Here is a 15,452-nt window from a genome sequence, read left to right on the forward strand (position 1 = left end):
CGAACTGGAATGAATCAGGCGACGTGCATTGCCTGATTGCCTGCGTCCAGTATCCGGACCCTCCCCCTTTCCCGCTTGTCCTTTTGGGACGCGAACTTGCCGATCCGGGACAGTCGCCACGGAACCGGTCAAGGCGTTCGCACACTTTCGCTGTCGTTACGCCGGTCGCTCGCCTGCCTGATCCATTGCGAGGCGCTGCAGCCGAACTGCCCCTGGAACCAATGGCTGAAGCTGCTGGACGTTGCAAAGCCCAGCAGCTCGGCCACCTCGCTCAGCGGCAGGTCGCTGTCGCGCAGATGGCGCTTGACGAGGTCCGAGCGCACCTGGTCCAGCAAGCCGCTGAAGTTGAGACCCTCCGCAGCGAGCCGGCGGTGCAGCGTGCGGCGATCGACGCGCAGGTGCCGGGCAACCTCCTGCGCGCTGCAGACGCCACCCGGCAGCATTGCAAGGATGAGCTGCCGACAGCTGTCGTGCACGCTTTCACTGCGATCCCTCAGGGCCGCTTCGAGGTACTTGCGCGCGTAGCCCGCCGCCACCTGGTCGCCCGGCTCGCGCGGCCTGGACAGGTCGTTCGCGAGGCAGACCAGGCCGTTGAACTCCTGGTTGAACTTGACGCGCCGTCCGAAGAATGCGCGATGGGTGGAGACGTCCCGGGGCGGGCGATGCGTGAAGCAGACTTCAAGCGGCCGCCAATGCGGCCCGATCAGATCGCTCAGCATGCGAAACATGGTGCCCACGGCGAGTTCCACCGACTGCCGCATCGGCAGCCCCGGGCTTGGCAGCAAGTCTTCCCGGATGACCACCACGCTGTCGGTGTCCTCGACATGGACAGTCAGCGAGGAATTGACCAGCTTCAGGTAGCGGCACAGCGTGTCGAGCGCGTCCCTCGGCGTGGCCTCCTCCCTCAGCAGGAGGCTGATCGGCCCGAGGGCGGAGAGCTTGCGCTGCGCCGCAAGGCGCAGCGCCAGATCCTCGGTTCGCGTGGCGCGCGCGGTGATCTCCAGCAATTCGCGTACGGCATCTCTCGGGATCAGCGTCTCGGGGTCTTCGAGGACCTTCGGCTGCAGCCCGACTGTCCGCATGAAGGCATGGGGATCACGACCGAGCGAGTTCACCAACTCGACATATCCGCTCAAGCTGGCGCTGCGCATGAGTCGTGCAATGTGTCTCATGGGACGGTGCTTGAGCGCCATTATGGTCCCGGCCTTCCATCGGAAACTCGGACCCCGCCTGGCCCGGTCGGTCCCTTACGACGACGGTTGCAGCGTGCCACGCCGCGGCGGCGGATCGCGATCGGAGGTCGCTCAGGGAACGAGCACCGTGGAGCCGATCGTCTTGCGTCCTTCGAGCGCGCGGTGCGCTTCCGCCGCATCGGCCAGGGCGAAGCTCTGCTTGGGCTCGCTGACGATGTGCCCGGCGAGCACATGGTCGAACAGCTCGCGCGCCATGTCGAGCATGTGCGCGCGCGGCTCGATGTAGTGCCGCATCGCGGGCCGGGTGAGCCAGATGGAACCCTTGGTCGCCAGCAGTCGGGTATCCAGGATCACCGGCCCTGACGAAGTGCCGTTGCTCACCAGCGTTCCGCGCGGCTGCAGGCAGTCGAGCGAGGCTTCCAACGTGTCCTTGCCGACCGAGTCGTAGACGACGGAAACGCCCTTTCCGCCGGTGATCTCCTTCACACGCTCCACGATGTTCTCGCGCGATGTGACGATCGTGTGCGCGCAGCCGTTGGCCTTCGCGATGGCGGCCTTCTCGTCGGTGCTGACCGTACCGATCATGGTCACGCCCATGGCGCGCGCCCACTGGCAGGCGATCAGGCCGACGCCGCCCGCCGCGGCGTGGTACAGGATGGTCTCGCCGCCCTCGAGCGGGTAGACCTGCCGGAACAGGTACTGCGCGGTCATGCCCTTCATGATGAGCGACGCGGCCGTGCGATCCGTGATGCCGTCGGGCAGCGGAATGAGCACCTCGGCCGGCATCACGCGCGCCTGCGCATAGGCGCCCGGTGGTCCCACCAGGTAGCCGACCCTGTCGCCCACGCCGATGTCCGTCACACCGGGCCCCACCGCCTCGACCACGCCCACCGCGTCGGTACCCAGCCCGTTGGGCAACGCGAGCGGATAGAGGCCGGTGCGAAAGTAGATGTCGGCGAAGTTGACGGCGATGAAGCTGTGGCGCACGCGGGCTTGGCCGGGGCCCGGCTCTCCGACCTCGACGCTCTCGAGCCTGAGGACATCTGCGCCCCCGGTTTCATGAAGGCGAATGGCCTTGGTCATGGTTCATGTCCTTGTAAATGCATGTGGAGACGCGATTCTTGAGGGGCGGCTCCGCGACGGGAAGCGCGGCATCGGCAATGCCCCAATCCGACAACTTCATGTCCCAAATGAGCAAGTTGTGGTTGCCGGTGCGCCAGATACTGAACCCGCTGGCAGATCAGCCCGAAACGCACACAAAAGGAGACTCGATATGACACTGCATCGATTTGCGCGCCCCGCGATGGCGTTGATCACATGTTCGCTGGCGCTCAATGTCTGGGCATCCGGCGAGAAGCCTCTGAAGGTCATCGTTCCGGCCCCGGCGGGCGGCACGATGGACACCGCGGCCCGCGTGGTCGGGCAACAGATCTCCCTGGACACCGGCCGACCGGTGGTCGTCGAGAACCGCGCCGGCGCAACAGGCTCGATCGGACTCCACGCCATGCTGCAGGCGGCGCCCGACGGCAACACGATCCTGATGGGGGCGAGCAACCTGCTGGTGGAGGCGCCGCAGGTGATGAAGGTGCCGTACGACCCGCTGAAGGACATCGTCACCATCGCCAGGGTGGCGACTTCGGGCTACGTCCTCGTGTCCGGTGCGAACTACCCGGCCAAGGACTTCCAAAGCCTCATGGCGCAGTTGAAGACGCGCAAGGGCAAATCCAGCTTCGCCAGCTACGGCATGGGAACGGTGTCGCAGTACTCGGGACTGATCCTCAGCAGCCAGGCTGACCTGGACATGCAGCACGTCGGCTACGCCGGATCGCCGCCCGCGCTCCAGGACCTCATCGGCGGCCAGGTCGACGTCATGTTCGATGGCGTGGTGACCTCGCTGCCCCTGATCAAGAGCGGGATGCTGCGTGCCTATGCGGTCTCCGGCAAGAGCCGGTCCAGGTACTTCCCGGACGTGCCGACCATGACCGAACTCGGCTACCGGGACATCCAGTTCCAGGGACAGGTCTGCTTCTACGGCTCCAGCAAGCTGCCGGCCGACGTCCTGGCGAAGCTCCAGGCCGTCATCAAGCGGGCCGCCGAAGCGCCCGCGGTGCAGCAGAAGCTGATCGACGTGGGCGTGGAGCCCGATGTGAGCATCGATACGGCTGCGATGCTGGCCGAGAACAAGCTGCTGTCCCAGCGCAACGCCGGGATCGTCAAGAAATTCAACATCCAGGCGAACTGAGCAGGCGCCGCCATTTCTCGAGAGCAACGACATGCAGATCAATCCAATCACGCCGGCGATCGGCGCCGAAATCAGCGACGTCCATCTGGGCGAAGCCGCGCGCAATCCCGAGCTCTTCGCGCAGGTCAAATCCGCGCTGCTGAAGCACAAGGTGCTGTTCTTTCGCAAGCAGGACATCACGCGGGCCGACCACGTGGCCTTCGCGAGCTGCTTCGGCAAGCTGGAAGACCATCCCGTCGTCAACAGCGATCCCAAGTACCCCGGCCTCGGGCTCATCTATCGCAGCGAGACGAGGCACAGCTACGAAAACTCGTACCACTCCGACGGCCTTTGGCGCCAGCAACCTTCCATGGGCGCCGTGCTGCGCTGCGTCGAATGCCCCGAGGTCGGCGGCGACACCATCTGGGTCAACATGGTTCAGGCCTACGAGGAGTTGCCCGAAGAGATCAAGCAGAAGATCCTGAAGCTGCGCGCCAAGGCCAGCATCGAGCCCTCCTTCGGTGCCGTGATGCCGGACGAAGCACGCAGGAAGTTGGACCGCGACAACCCGCCGGTCGAGCACCCCGTGGTGCGTACGCATCCAGAAACCGGCGAGAAGATCCTCTACGTCGGCGGCTTCACCACGCACTTCGTCAACTACAACACGCCGGAAAACATCCGTCACGGCATCGACAAGCTGCCCGGCGCATCGCTGCTGCTGAACTACCTGACAAGCCGGGCCACCATTCCCGAGTACCAGGTGCGCTGGTCCTGGCAGCCCGGGGACGTGGCGGTCTGGGACAACCGCAGCACGCAGCACTACGCGGTCAACGACTACTGGCCCGCACCTCGCAAGATGGAGCGCGCCGCCATCGTTGGCGACGTGCCGTACTGAGTCCCTGCACTCCCTCACCCCCGTTCGACATTCCCGACGTCACGTCACATTTCAATCCGGAGACCATCCCCATGAACTTCCTCGACGGCCACCTGTATCCCGAGAACCAGCAGCCCCTCATCATCACGGCCGCGCCCTATGCGCCAGGCTGGATCCCCTCGGACTTCCCGGAAGACATCCCCGTCACGATGGAAGACCAGATCCAGAAGGCGGTGGATTGCTACGAAGCCGGCGCCACCGTGCTGCACCTGCATGTGCGCGAACTCGATGGCAAGGGCAGCAAGCGCCTTTCGAAGTTCAACGAGTTGATCGCCGGCGTGCGCGCCCGCGTGCCGGAGATGGTCATCCAGGTGGGCGGCTCCATCAGCTTCGCGCCCGAATCGGACGGCGCAGCCGCCAAGTGGCTGAGCGACGACACGCGCCACATGCTCGCCGAGCTCGAGCCGAAGCCCGACCAGGTGACGGTGACCGTCAACACGTCGCAGATGAACGTGACGGAGCATGCGGGCCTGGACGACTTCAAGGGCGTGTCGCGGGGATTCCCGCACCTCTATGCGACCTACAAGGACATGGTCGTGCCCGCCAATCCCAGCTGGGTCGAGGAACACATCCGCCGCCTGACGGCCGCCGGAATCCAGAGCGAGTTCCAGTGCTACAACATCAACAGCTTCGAGACGATCGAGCGAATGATCCGCCGTGGTGTCTACAAGGGGCCGCTCGTGATGAACTGGGTGGCCATCAGCGGCGGCATGGACCAGGCGAACATCTACAACATGGCCAACATCCTGCGTGCCGTGCCCGACGGCGCGGTGGTCACGGTGGAAAGCTCGGTGCTGAATGTGCTGCCCGTGAACATGATCGGCATCGCCCTCGGCCTGCACGTTCGGTGCGGCATCGAAGACGTGCTCTGGAACCAGACCCGCACGGGAAAGATGAGCTCGGTCGAGCAGATCAGGCAGCTGGTGCGCATTGCCGGCGAATTCGGCCGCCCGATCGCGACCGCCAAGCAGGCGCGAGAGATCATGAAGATCGGCGTCTTCTACGACACGGCAGAAGAGACGCTCCAGGCCAACGGCTTCGCGCCCAATCGCAACGGCGGCAACCAGGGGTTCCTGCGCAAGCCCGACAGCGAACTGGTGGCCTGAGGACCGAGCCGCGTCCCATCCCTCCGACATCCGCATTGCAACCCGAGACGAGACGACATGAACTTCCTGGACGGCCACCTGTTTCCCGAAAACCAGCAGCCCCTGATCATCACGGCGGCGCCCTATGCGCCGGGTTGGCTTCCATCGGACTTCCCCGAAGAAATCCCGGTCACGATGGCGGAGCAGATCCAGAAGGCGGTGGACTGCTACAACGCTGGCGCGACGGTGCTGCACCTGCACGTGCGTGAACTCGATGGCAAGGGCAGCAAGCGCCTGTCCAAGTTCAACGAACTCATCGCCGGCGTGCGTGCACGCGTGCCCGACATGATCATCCAGGTGGGCGGCTCGATCAGCTTCGCGCCGGAATCCGAAGGCGCGGCTGCCAAGTGGCTGTCCGACGACACGCGCCACATGCTGGCCGAACTCGATCCGAAACCGGACCAGGTGACGGTGACCGTCAACACCTCGCAGATGAACGTCACGGAGCACGCCGAATTGGCGGACTTCAAGGGCACTTCGCGGGAAATCCCCGCCATCTTCGAGGCCTACAAGGAGATGACGGTACCGGCCCAGCCCGGCTGGGTCGAGGAGCACATCCGCCGCCTGACGGCCGCCGGCATCCAGAGCGCCTTCCAGTGCTACAACATCAACAGCTTCGAGTCGGTCGAGCGACTGATGCGCCGCGGCGTCTACAAGGGCCCGCTGGTGATGAACTGGGTGGCGATCAGCGGTGGCATGGACGCGCCGAACATCTACAACCTCGCCAATTTCCTGCGCGCCGTTCCCGATGGCGCCGTGCTCACGGTGGAAAGCTCGGTCCGCAACGTGCTGCCCGTGAACATGATGGGGATCGCCATGGGCCTGCACGTGCGCTGCGGCACCGAGGACGTGCTCTGGAACCAGACGCGCACGGCCAAGATCGGCACGGTGGCGCAGATCGAGCAGCTGGTGCAGATCTCGCGCCAGTTCGGTCGCCCCATCGCGACCGCCCAGCAGGCGCGCGAGATCTCGAAGATCGGTGTGTTCTACGACACGGCGGAAGAATCGCTTCTGGCGAATGGCTTCGCGCCCAATCGCAACGGCGCCAACCAGGGCTTCCTGCGCAAGGCGGCATGACTCCTCGTCGAGGGCGTGTCGCACGCCCTGCGTCTGGACGTACTCGGCCTGTCTTGCCCGGGCTCTGAGCGCACCGGCGCGCCCTGAGCTGAAGCGCCACAGGCCGTCGACCGGATCACCTCAAGGCCGGAACCAACTGTTGCCGATCACCAGGTACACGGCCGTCGTTCCCGGGCTGTGCGCCACGTCGACGCCCACATCCAGCCCGAACTTGCGGGCCAGCTCGTAGCGGAAGCCCAGGCCGCCGCTGCCCACGTTCTGGGTGGCGGAGAAATCCAGACCTTTCGTTCGTGTCGTCCCGCCCCCGGCGAAGACGACACCGCTCCATCGGCCGAAAAAGCGCCAACGCGCCTCCACTTCGAGGGAGGCCACCTGGTCGCCCTGGTATCGCATCGCGGGGACACCACGCAGTTGGACGAAGGGCCGCAGGAAGAACGGGGTGCCGTCCGAAGACCACGCGTAAATTCCCCGCGCGCCCACCGTGAGGCCATGCGTGAACGGGTGCCAGCCCATGACGACCTGCTGGAATCGCTCGAAGTCGTCGGTCGACCCCAGGGCCTCGCGCGAGGCGAGCCAGGACGTTTCGGCGTAGATGCCGCGCGTCGGCGTGAAGACGTTGTCCCGCGTGTCGTATTCGAGGATGGCGGTCGGCGCGGAAACCTTCACGCGCGCAGTGTCGGCGAGGCCGGGCGGCTGGGTTTCCTCACGCAGCTTCGGGTCCACGTCGGCGAAGACGTAGCGCATGCCGATCGCCCATGGCGACTTCGGTGCCAGCTGCCAGTTGAACTGCGCGACGGCCCCTGCGAACTGCAGTTGGTAGCGGACCTTCTGGTTCAGCGAGGGCAGTCCGGGACCGAGACCGTAGAAGTCCAGGTTGACCTGCCCGGCCGCGGCGCCGAACAACGTGCGCAGGCGCCCGTCCATCCAGCGGCTCGCGTCGCCAGCGAACGCACCCTTGGTTCCGTTCTCGGTGGCGAAGGCCCCGACGCCGGAGATGTCGGGGCGTGCCCACCCTTCCTCGCCCTCTTCCCTTCGCGGCCGCAGGAACATTCCGGCGGCGCCGCCTCCGTAGCCGATCGCCGGCTCCGTCACGATGATCGGTATCGGCAGGAAGCCCCGAGGGTCCTCCAGAAAACTGCTCAGATCGAGTTGTCCGTCCTCCGGATCGAAGAACCGTGCCAGACCTTTGCGCGCGGGGTCCTTGGGCGTCTCCGAAGACAGCGCCGGCTCATCCCGCAACGGCTCGGAGGAACCCTGGGCGCCGACGCCCGCCGATGCGCTGGCGGCCAACGCGGGGAGCAGAGTGCGCAAGAGCCATCGGGGCATTCAGTGATTCTTGGCGCCTGCCGCCGGACCAGGATTGATCTTGCTCAATGGAAGGCCGCCCCCTCCTTCGGGGAGGGGGTGCGAGGCACGTGTGGATTGCAGAATGCCGCCCGTGCGACGCGTCCCGCGCCGGGGTTCAGTGCGCCTGCGCGCGGACGCGATTCGCCGAATTCGCGCGCCAACCCATCCACATGACATCCACGATGCAGAGCATTCTTTCCCGTTCCCTCGTCGCCACTGCCGTCCTTTCGTCGCCACTGCCGTCCTTTCGTCGCCTCCGACTGGAAGGTGAAAAGCTTCGATTCAACGGCGCCAGAGAGACCCTCCCACGTACGCCCTGCCCCGGCAGCGCCGGGGCCTACCTCTTTCCTTCTTGAAAGCAAATGAAGACGCGCGCAACGACCGGCGGGTGGAAACCCGCCCGTCATCCAACGGTGGACGGCTTTTTCTGCCTCACACGCCAACACCACTCTGGCCACTACGAAGTGCTGGCCAACCGCCTGAGCGGATCACCCGCCATCGAGGCCTTCGCGACCCAGGAACAGGCCGAACGGGTCGCCGAGCATCTCTCGCGCACGCGCCGGGATGGGAATTGACGCGGAACGTTGGCGCGGCGCGGCAACTGCTGGCGCTGCTGCTTCCGGCAACGCTGTGGGGGCCAATTCCGTGCGCGGCCGACGCCGCGCACGGAACGTCCCATGCCTCTGCCCACCTGCAGTTCAGCGTGACCCTCCCACCCGTGCTCAGGATCCTGCAGGTGCGGCGCAATGAGGACGGCATCGAAATTCACGTGTGGACCAACATGCGTTCGGTCGTCCTGAGCAACCGTGAATTTCGCTTTCACCGCGTCGGGGAGCATGTGCTGCACCTTCCGGATCCGGCCGATGCCGGAATATGGATCGTGCACGGCCTGTAGACACGTCATCTGCCGCCCGACCGCTTCGGCACCTTCGTCGAGGTTGATCGTTTCCGGCGAGACGGCGCGGCCTCCAGACCGTACGCGCGTCCATGCAGACGCGAGATCTCGGCAGCCGCATTCGCAAAGCTCGCCCGGACGAACTCGAACGCACGCGAGGTTGCGGGCACCAGCGTGCGACCGGCGCGATGGACGATCCCAAGGGTCAGATCGAGGTCGAGTCGCGGCGTCATGTCGATCGGCACCACGACGCCTGCGTTCAGCGGGTCGAGGACTGCGATGGCGGTCGACGGCGTGACGGCGTCGCTCGATGCCAGCAATGCGTGCACGGTGCCGAGATCGCTGGTGCTGAGCACCGCGATGTTCGGCGCGGCGGGCCTGGTGGCGGTACCGGAACTCCTGCCCATCGCGGTGCGAAGCACGGGCCTGTCATTGGTCTACGCGATCGGTACTTCGGTGTTCGGCGGCACCACCCAGTTCGTCGTGACGTGGTTGATTGCCGTCACGCACGATCCGATGGCACCGGCCTATTACGTGGTCGCGATGTGCGCCCTCAGCGTGGCGGCAATGTGGATGCTGCCCGAGTCGCGCGATGTCGACGTCATGAAGTAGCTTGCGGGAGCCGGGGTCGGAAAGACACGTCGCGCGACCGCCGGGACCGGGTGAGGCCAAGGCGAGGCGGAACAGTTGTGCTCGCCGGTGCCGAGCAGCACAATCCCATCCGGCACCTTTGGCACCCTGACTCCAGGAACGTCCATCCGGCGCATGCTGATCTGGCGGAATGCGCTCGCACGTTTCAGATTCACGATGTCTTCAAGGCTTTTGGTTTCCACCCGCGATGGAGGACTTCACAAATGACCACGTTGACTGTCAATGGGAAGGCGACCACCGTCGCCGCGGCGGATGACACGCCGTTGCTATGGGTCTTGCGCGACCATGTCGGCCTGACCGGCACCAAGTTCGGTTGCGGCATGGCCCTCTGCGGCGCATGCACCGTACACCTCGACGGCGCGCCGGTGCGCTCGTGCCAGACGCCGCTGTCGGCCGCGGCGGGCAAGAAGGTCACGACCATCGAGGGCATTGGCGCCACCAAGTCCGGCAAGGCGATCCAGGCCGCGTGGATGAAGATCGGCGTGGTCCAGTGCGGCTACTGTCAATCCGGCCAGATCATGAGCGCCACCGCGCTCCTGCAGAACAATCCCAAGCCCAACGACGCCGACATCGACCTGGCGATGAGCGGCAACATCTGCCGCTGTGGCACCTATACCCGCATACGCACGGCCATCAAGACCGCTGCCGGGATGGGAGAGGCATCATGAACGCGGGTCGGAACATGCAATCCCTTGCCGACTGCATCACGCCGGTCACGCCGGTGAGTGCGATCTCGGTCGGTACCAGCCGCCGCCGCTTCCTGCAGGCCATGCAGTTGACCGGTCTGGTGCTGTATGTGGGCATCCCGGCGATCGGTACCGCAGCCGGTGAACCCCAGAAGTACGGCGGCGACGGCATGCCGCAAGGCCTGCGCGACAGCCCGAAGATCTTCGTGTCGATCGCGCCCGATGGCATCGTCAGCATCGTCGTCAACCGCTCCGAAATGGGCCAGGGCGTGCGCACCAGCATCCCCAAGATCGTTGCCGACGAGCTCGAGGCCGATTGGAAGCGCGTGCGCGTGGTGCAGGCGCAGGGCGACGAAGCCAAGTATGGAAACCAGGACACCGACGGCTCTCGCAGCACACGCCATTGGTTCGATCCGATGCGCCGCTGCGGCGCCAGCGCCCGCGTGATGCTCGAACAGGCGGCCGCCGCACGGTGGAAGGTGCCGCTCGACTCGGTGCAAGCCAGGAACCACGAGGTCGTGCACATCCCCAGCGGCCGCAAGCTGGGCTACGGCGCCCTCGCGCTCGACGCTGCCAAGCTCGAAGTCCCGCCGCCGGCCAAGGTCAAGCTGAAAGAGCCGAGCCAGTTCCGCTACATCGGCAAGGAAGACACCTTCCTGACCGACGGCCTGGCGATCACGACCGGCAAGACCTGGTACGGCATCGACACCCGCCTGCCAGGCATGTTCTACGCGGTGATTGCGCGTCCACCGGTGCTTGGCGGCAAGCTCAAGAGCTTCGACGCCGCCGAGGCGTTGAAGGTGCCCGGCGTCGTCAAGGTCTTCGCGATGGACGGGACGCCACCGCCTTCCGAGTTCGAGCCGATCGGTGGCGTCGTGGTGGTCGGCAAGGACACCTGGGCAGCGATCAAGGGTCGAAGTCTCCTGAAGATCGACTGGGACGACGGCGCGCACGCGAGCTACAACTCGACCGCCTTCCGAAGCGAACTCGAGGCGGCCGTGCTGAAGCCCGGTGGCAAGGAAGTGCGCAACGAAGGCGACACCTACGGCGCACTGTCAAAGGCCGCGAAGCGGATCGAGGCCAACTACTACGTGCCGCACCTGGCGCACGCGTCCATGGAATGCCCGGCCGCAACCGCGCGCATCGTCAACGGTGCTTGCGAGATCTGGGCCTGCACGCAGTCCCCCCAGGCGGCGCATGACCGCGTGGCGAAGCGTCTCGGTCTGGCGACCGACAAGGTCACGGTCAACGTGACGCTGCTGGGCGGCGGGTTCGGGCGCAAGTCGAAGCAGGACTTCGTCGTCGAGGCGGCGCTGGTGTCGAAGGAGATGGGCGGCCAGCCGGTCAAGCTGACCTGGACGCGCGAGGACGACCTGCACCACGACTACTTCCACACGGTCTGCGCACAGCATCTGGAAGCGGGCCTCGACGCCAACGGCAAGGTGACCGCCTGGCTGCACCGTACCGCCGAGCCGACGATCCTCTCGATCTTTGCGCCGGACCCGAAGACGCTGGCGCCGTTCGAACTGGGGCTGGGCCTGGCCGGGATGCCGTATGCGATCCCGAACGTACGAATCGAGAACCCGGAAGCGACCGCCCATGCGCGCATCGGCTGGCTGCGCTCGGTCAACAACATCCAGCATGCGTTTGCAGCGCAGTCGTTCATCGCCGAGATCGCACAGGCGCAGGGACGCGACCATCGCGACTTCCTGATCGAGCTGCTGGGACCCGATCGCCTGATCGACCCGAGCAAGATCAGCGACGCCTGGAACCACGGCGAGTCGCCCGAGCGCTATCCGATCAACGTCGGTCGGTTGCGCAAGGTCATCGAACGCGCGACTCAGGAAGCTCAATGGGGCCGCAAGATGGGCGCCGGACAGGGCCTCGGGCTCGCGGCGCACTACAGCTTCGTGACCTATGTCGCCGCAGTCGTCGAAGTGAGCGTCGATCCGACGGGCAACCTTGTGATTCCGCGCGTCGACATCGCCGTCGACTGCGGGCCGACCGTGAATCCCGATCGCGTCCGCTCGCAGATGGAAGGCGCTTGCGTGATGGGCCTCAGCCAGGCGGTTGTCAGCGAGATCACTTTCAAGAATGGCCGGGCGGAACAGGACAACTTCCATCAGTTCGAAGTCGTGCGCATGAACATGGCACCGAAAAAGATCGTCGTGCACATCATGCCGTCGGCGTACGACGTACCGCTGGGCGGTGTGGGAGAACCCGGTGTGCCGGTGGTGGCGCCGGCGCTGATGAACGCGATCGCCGCAGCGACCGGCAAGCGCATCCGCCAATTGCCGTTGCGTGCGCAGCTCGCGCAAGTGTCCTGACCGGACTGCGGGGCGCATTCGAGCCATCGAGATGCTGCGCTAACGGCGATAGATCAGCATCAAGTTGTTCGCCGGCATCTCGACCAGCCGCGTTCGTGCGAAAGCGCGCGCGGCGGCGACGGCGTCGAGATCCTCCACCCGCCGCAGTCCCCAGTGCGGATCGCGCGCCTTGAGCGAAGCGTCGAACGCTTCGTTCGACGGCGCGGTTTCCACGCCCTCGCGGCGCCACGGACCATAGAGCATCAGCGGCGCGCCCTTGGCCAGCACCCGCTCCGCGCCCGCGACCAGACCGAGCGTCGCTTCCCACGGACTGATGTGCGCCATGTTGACGCACAGCACCGCGTCGGCGGCATCGACCGGCCAATCCGTCGCCGCGGCGTCGAGCGCGAGCGGCGGCAAGACGTTGTCGAGCCCCGCGCACCAGCTCACGATCGAACCGCGCGCGCCCGGGTCCGGATCGGTCGGCTGCCAGACATGGCCGGGGAAAAGCGCCGCGAAGAAAGCGCAATGCTCGCCCGATCCGCTCGCGACTTCGAGCACCTTGCCGGTGACCGGCAATTCCTCTCGCAGCACGTCGGCGATCGCCTCGCGGTTGCGTAGCGTGGCAGGCGCGTGCTTGCGCCCCGCACTATCGTCACCGGGCATCCAGGGCGTCGAACCTTGCATTTCGGACTCTCAAGAAAGTTGGTGCTAAAGAAAATCGTCGGTCATTTGCTCGCCTTGTTCTTCTTCTTAGCGGCCTTCGCCACTGGCGACTTCTTCGCGGCCGGCTTCTTCGGAGGCGCCTTTTTCGCAGCCATCTTCCCGGCTGCCGGCTTCCGTCGCGCGGCCTCGTCGCCCTTCCGCAGAACGGCCTGCCAGGCCAGGCGGGCCCAGCGTGCCGCCTCCTCGCGGTCTTCGTAGACTTCGGGCGGTGCTTCCACGTACGAAGTCGGCGTCAGCTTGCCCGAGCGCATGTACGCGAAGGGCGCGAGCCCTTTCGCTTCGAACCTCGCGCGGCTCTCGTCGTCGGTCTTGAGGTACAGGCGCTCGCCGCTCACAAGGCCGAACATGCGCCCCTCGTGAAAGATGCCGTGGCCACCGAACATGCGGCGGACCGACACGCGGCCGAAGCGCTCGAACACTTCGGGAAGTTCCTCGGCCAGGCTCACCGCGCCCACTGCTCGCTATCGAGGTGCTCGGGACCGGTCAAGGAGGCGGCGGGATGGTCGTCGCCGGCCCCATCGGGTTCGCATCGATCCAAGCCTGGATCGGCGGCTCGGGAGGTTCGTCCGGCTCCGTGAGGTCATAGTTGAACTCAGCACCATTGCTGCGCACCTTGAGGAGGGTCTCGCCGTAATACCGGTAGTAGCCGAGGATCACGACCTCCACGCCGGTGTCCAGCTTGACGGTGGCGGGCACTGCCCGCGTCGGGGGCTCAGGTTGAGTGGGCGTCATCGTGGTCCTCCTGCTCGTACGGTAGTGTGCATCGAATACCAACAGCCGATACCTCGAATGGGTCCGAAGAGGCAAAAAAAGAGTCGCTCAATCCTTGGAGCGCCCGGGGGCCCCGCTTGGATCGAACGTCCAGGGTGCGCGTTGAGGCCTGGAACGTTCCGGACCCGGACGCCAGCTACATCAACAGGCGTTGCACAACGTACCCATGGTCCTTCTGGAGCACTTCACGCAGATTGCCCGGTCCGCATAGATGTGCGGCACCGCAAAGCACCAGCGTGCGCTCCGGCGATTTCGCCTCGCGCGCAATGGTCTCGGCCCATTTTCGATTTCGTGTTTCGAGCAGGGCGCGGCGCATCGCTTCGGTCGAACCCATCTTCATGAGTGCCTCGAGTTTCGGGATGTCGTGGACTCGCCATGCCCGGGACTTGGCCTCGAGGCTTCTTTGGGCGTCTGCCTGCTGTCGAAGCACAAATCGGAGCGAGAAGAGCAGGTCGTCCAACGGAACTTCATTCGCGGCTTGCACCACATCCTCCGGCGTCTCGAGTTCCAGAACATCACCCGACGGTCCCAGCCATGTCCTCACCATGGCCTCGATGCCGTCGACACGGGAAAGGCCGAGCGCGCCCACAAGGAGACAGACGCCGGGCAGATTGCAGTCGTCGAGAGGGCCGACCACTTCCTCCGGCCAGGATGGTTGAACGGCCGCGTACAGATCTGCAGGGAGATCCCGGGCCATGTACCGGGCAGGCAGCGTGAACAGGGCTAGACCCTTCTCCGACTTCATCTCCACGTAAATTCGATCTGCCCAGTCGTAGATGCGCCGGACCGGATCGATCCATCTTTGCGGACCGGGTGGAAAGAAATGCAGCGTTCCAAGTATTCGGGTCTTTGTGCCTGCGACTTCGTACAGCATGCTGTCTCCGAGGGTTGAGCGGCAGCATACCCGGCGATTCCGCAGCCCCTTCTGTCGATGCTTCAGTGCGCCGGGCCGAAGGAGTGGCCGTTGACGCTGCGCGCCTCGATCACGCGTCCGGCACCCGTGGCGAGTGGCCGCGCTGTGCCTTCGGCCTGGACCTTGTCACCGATCTTCAGGCCCAAGCGCGCCATCCCATCGGGCTTGGTGTGGATGAAGTCGCCGCTGTCGAGCACCACGCCGTTCGCGACGCCATGCTTCGCATAGTTGAAGCGAACGACGGTGCCGACCGCTTTGCCGCCGTGCGAATGCTGCGGCGACGCGAGTGACTTGCCATCGACCGATGCAAGTCGTTCGAACTGATAGACGGTGTGCTCCGGTTCTCCCTTGGGCGAGGGGTCGGCCTCGGTGCCTTCGATGACGAGCGCCTGGCCCTCGCGCAGCACCGCGAGCTGCCCGGCGAGGGCGGGATCATGCCGGTCGACGACAAACTGCGTCGACACACCGTCGGTGTCGATGAGTACACCTTCAATGGTGCCCTTGGGGCTGTAGATGAGCTGTCGGAAGCGGCCCTCGACCGACCAGACGTCGAGCATTTCATGACCATGAAGATGAGGCATGGGGAG

General features: G+C 65.5%; 18 protein-coding genes. 9 read left to right on the top strand and 9 right to left on the bottom strand.

Translation table 11 applies throughout. From position 1 onward, the window contains the following. Nucleotides 1-128 precede the first annotated feature (128 nt). Nucleotides 129-1,172 (bottom strand): AraC family transcriptional regulator, encoded by a 1,044-nt coding sequence (locus tag ACSFBL_RS00440; RefSeq protein ID WP_435513760.1) that lies wholly within the window; start codon nt 1,170-1,172, stop codon nt 129-131. Nucleotides 1,173-1,304: 132 nt separating this feature from the next. Further along, entirely contained in the window at nt 1,305-2,276 is a 972-nt protein-coding gene (locus ACSFBL_RS00445; protein ID WP_435513761.1) for a quinone oxidoreductase family protein, read from the bottom strand. 190 nt (nt 2,277-2,466) lie between these two features. Between ACSFBL_RS00445 and ACSFBL_RS00450 the strand changes: the two genes are divergently transcribed. From ACSFBL_RS00450 to ACSFBL_RS00465, 4 genes are all read left to right on the top strand, one after another. Then, a complete protein-coding gene (locus ACSFBL_RS00450; protein ID WP_435513762.1) occupies nt 2,467-3,435 on the top strand; it encodes a tripartite tricarboxylate transporter substrate binding protein in 969 nt (322 codons plus the stop codon). 31 nt (nt 3,436-3,466) lie between these two features. After that, on the top strand, nt 3,467-4,309 hold the full coding sequence (locus tag ACSFBL_RS00455) for a TauD/TfdA dioxygenase family protein (protein WP_435513763.1): 843 nt from the start codon (nt 3,467-3,469) through the stop codon (nt 4,307-4,309). Nucleotides 4,310-4,380: 71 nt separating this feature from the next. Beyond that, a complete protein-coding gene (locus ACSFBL_RS00460) occupies nt 4,381-5,454 on the top strand; it encodes a beta-keto acid cleavage family enzyme (protein ID WP_435513764.1) in 1,074 nt (357 codons plus the stop codon). 57 nt (nt 5,455-5,511) lie between these two features. Next, nucleotides 5,512-6,570, top strand: a complete 1,059-nt coding sequence (locus ACSFBL_RS00465) for a beta-keto acid cleavage family enzyme (protein ID WP_435513765.1) — start codon at nt 5,512-5,514, stop codon at nt 6,568-6,570. Nucleotides 6,571-6,690: 120 nt separating this feature from the next. Here ACSFBL_RS00465 and ACSFBL_RS00470 read toward each other — a convergent pair whose 3' ends face one another. Next, on the bottom strand, nt 6,691-7,896 hold the full coding sequence (locus ACSFBL_RS00470) for a BamA/TamA family outer membrane protein (protein WP_435513766.1): 1,206 nt from the start codon (nt 7,894-7,896) through the stop codon (nt 6,691-6,693). A gap of 383 nt (nt 7,897-8,279) precedes the next feature. On the opposite strand from ACSFBL_RS00470, the gene ACSFBL_RS00475 reads away from it, so the two are divergent. Both ACSFBL_RS00475 and ACSFBL_RS00480 read left to right on the top strand, forming a co-directional pair. After that, nucleotides 8,280-8,492 carry a hypothetical protein gene (locus ACSFBL_RS00475; protein WP_435513767.1) on the top strand — a complete coding sequence of 71 codons (213 nt, stop codon included), beginning with the start codon at nt 8,280-8,282 and terminating at the stop codon, nt 8,490-8,492. Further along, a complete protein-coding gene (locus ACSFBL_RS00480; RefSeq protein WP_435513768.1) occupies nt 8,489-8,812 on the top strand; it encodes a hypothetical protein in 324 nt (107 codons plus the stop codon). The genes ACSFBL_RS00475 and ACSFBL_RS00480 overlap by 4 nt, the downstream gene beginning before the upstream one ends. 5 nt (nt 8,813-8,817) lie before the next feature. Here ACSFBL_RS00480 and ACSFBL_RS00485 read toward each other — a convergent pair whose 3' ends face one another. Then, nucleotides 8,818-9,060, bottom strand: a complete 243-nt coding sequence (locus ACSFBL_RS00485) for a hypothetical protein (protein ID WP_435513769.1) — start codon at nt 9,058-9,060, stop codon at nt 8,818-8,820. Between ACSFBL_RS00485 and ACSFBL_RS00490 the strand changes: the two genes are divergently transcribed. The 3 genes from ACSFBL_RS00490 (at nt 9,044) to ACSFBL_RS00500 (ending at nt 12,476) form a co-directional block, all read left to right on the top strand. Then, on the top strand, nt 9,044-9,424 hold the full coding sequence (locus tag ACSFBL_RS00490; RefSeq protein ID WP_435513770.1) for a hypothetical protein: 381 nt from the start codon (nt 9,044-9,046) through the stop codon (nt 9,422-9,424). The two genes, ACSFBL_RS00485 and ACSFBL_RS00490, sit on opposite strands and share 17 nt — an antisense overlap. Nucleotides 9,425-9,666: 242 nt before the next feature. Then, nucleotides 9,667-10,131 carry a (2Fe-2S)-binding protein gene (locus ACSFBL_RS00495; RefSeq protein WP_435513771.1) on the top strand — a complete coding sequence of 155 codons (465 nt, stop codon included), beginning with the start codon at nt 9,667-9,669 and terminating at the stop codon, nt 10,129-10,131. Between the two features lie 14 nt (nt 10,132-10,145). Then, nucleotides 10,146-12,476, top strand: a complete 2,331-nt coding sequence (locus ACSFBL_RS00500) for a xanthine dehydrogenase family protein molybdopterin-binding subunit (RefSeq protein WP_435513772.1) — start codon at nt 10,146-10,148, stop codon at nt 12,474-12,476. A gap of 39 nt (nt 12,477-12,515) precedes the next feature. On the opposite strand, the gene ACSFBL_RS00505 is transcribed toward ACSFBL_RS00500, so the two are convergent. The 5 genes from ACSFBL_RS00505 to ACSFBL_RS00525 all read right to left on the bottom strand — a co-directional run bounded on the left by ACSFBL_RS00505 (nt 12,516) and on the right by ACSFBL_RS00525 (nt 15,446). Next, nucleotides 12,516-13,142, bottom strand: a complete 627-nt coding sequence (locus ACSFBL_RS00505) for a DUF938 domain-containing protein (protein WP_435513773.1) — start codon at nt 13,140-13,142, stop codon at nt 12,516-12,518. Nucleotides 13,143-13,183: 41 nt separating this feature from the next. Continuing rightward, nucleotides 13,184-13,627 (bottom strand): TfoX/Sxy family protein, encoded by a 444-nt coding sequence (locus ACSFBL_RS00510; protein ID WP_435513774.1) that lies wholly within the window; start codon nt 13,625-13,627, stop codon nt 13,184-13,186. A 37-nt stretch (nt 13,628-13,664) separates the two neighbouring features. After that, nucleotides 13,665-13,913, bottom strand: coding sequence for a hypothetical protein (locus ACSFBL_RS00515; protein ID WP_435513775.1), 249 nt, complete (start codon nt 13,911-13,913; stop codon nt 13,665-13,667). A 175-nt stretch (nt 13,914-14,088) separates the two neighbouring features. Continuing rightward, entirely contained in the window at nt 14,089-14,826 is a 738-nt protein-coding gene (locus ACSFBL_RS00520) for a TraB/GumN family protein (protein WP_435513776.1), read from the bottom strand. Between the two features lie 62 nt (nt 14,827-14,888). Continuing rightward, nucleotides 14,889-15,446, bottom strand: coding sequence for a hypothetical protein (locus tag ACSFBL_RS00525; RefSeq protein WP_435513777.1), 558 nt, complete (start codon nt 15,444-15,446; stop codon nt 14,889-14,891). Nucleotides 15,447-15,452: the final 6 nt, after the last annotated feature.

Origin of the sequence: Variovorax glacialis, from assembly GCF_051216375.1 — a bacterium.
In the GTDB taxonomy this organism is placed as follows: Bacteria; Pseudomonadota; Gammaproteobacteria; order Burkholderiales; family Burkholderiaceae_C; genus Variovorax.

Excerpts from the sequence above, each read along its gene's own strand:
- ACSFBL_RS00440 (WP_435513760.1), bottom strand. The coding sequence starts at position 1,172 with ATGAGACACATTGCACGACTCATGCGCAGCGCCAGCTTGAGCGGATAT.
- ACSFBL_RS00445 (WP_435513761.1), bottom strand. The coding sequence starts at position 2,276 with ATGACCAAGGCCATTCGCCTTCATGAAACCGGGGGCGCAGATGTCCTC.
- ACSFBL_RS00450 (WP_435513762.1), top strand. The coding sequence starts at position 2,467 with ATGACACTGCATCGATTTGCGCGCCCCGCGATGGCGTTGATCACATGT.
- ACSFBL_RS00455 (WP_435513763.1), top strand. The coding sequence starts at position 3,467 with ATGCAGATCAATCCAATCACGCCGGCGATCGGCGCCGAAATCAGCGAC.
- ACSFBL_RS00460 (WP_435513764.1), top strand. The coding sequence starts at position 4,381 with ATGAACTTCCTCGACGGCCACCTGTATCCCGAGAACCAGCAGCCCCTC.
- ACSFBL_RS00465 (WP_435513765.1), top strand. The coding sequence starts at position 5,512 with ATGAACTTCCTGGACGGCCACCTGTTTCCCGAAAACCAGCAGCCCCTG.
- ACSFBL_RS00470 (WP_435513766.1), bottom strand. The coding sequence starts at position 7,896 with ATGCCCCGATGGCTCTTGCGCACTCTGCTCCCCGCGTTGGCCGCCAGC.
- ACSFBL_RS00475 (WP_435513767.1), top strand. The coding sequence starts at position 8,280 with ATGAAGACGCGCGCAACGACCGGCGGGTGGAAACCCGCCCGTCATCCA.
- ACSFBL_RS00490 (WP_435513770.1), top strand. The coding sequence starts at position 9,044 with ATGTCGATCGGCACCACGACGCCTGCGTTCAGCGGGTCGAGGACTGCG.
- ACSFBL_RS00495 (WP_435513771.1), top strand. The coding sequence starts at position 9,667 with ATGACCACGTTGACTGTCAATGGGAAGGCGACCACCGTCGCCGCGGCG.
- ACSFBL_RS00500 (WP_435513772.1), top strand. The coding sequence starts at position 10,146 with ATGCAATCCCTTGCCGACTGCATCACGCCGGTCACGCCGGTGAGTGCG.
- ACSFBL_RS00505 (WP_435513773.1), bottom strand. The coding sequence starts at position 13,142 with ATGCAAGGTTCGACGCCCTGGATGCCCGGTGACGATAGTGCGGGGCGC.
- ACSFBL_RS00515 (WP_435513775.1), bottom strand. The coding sequence starts at position 13,913 with ATGACGCCCACTCAACCTGAGCCCCCGACGCGGGCAGTGCCCGCCACC.
- ACSFBL_RS00520 (WP_435513776.1), bottom strand. The coding sequence starts at position 14,826 with ATGCTGTACGAAGTCGCAGGCACAAAGACCCGAATACTTGGAACGCTG.
- ACSFBL_RS00525 (WP_435513777.1), bottom strand. The coding sequence starts at position 15,446 with ATGCCTCATCTTCATGGTCATGAAATGCTCGACGTCTGGTCGGTCGAG.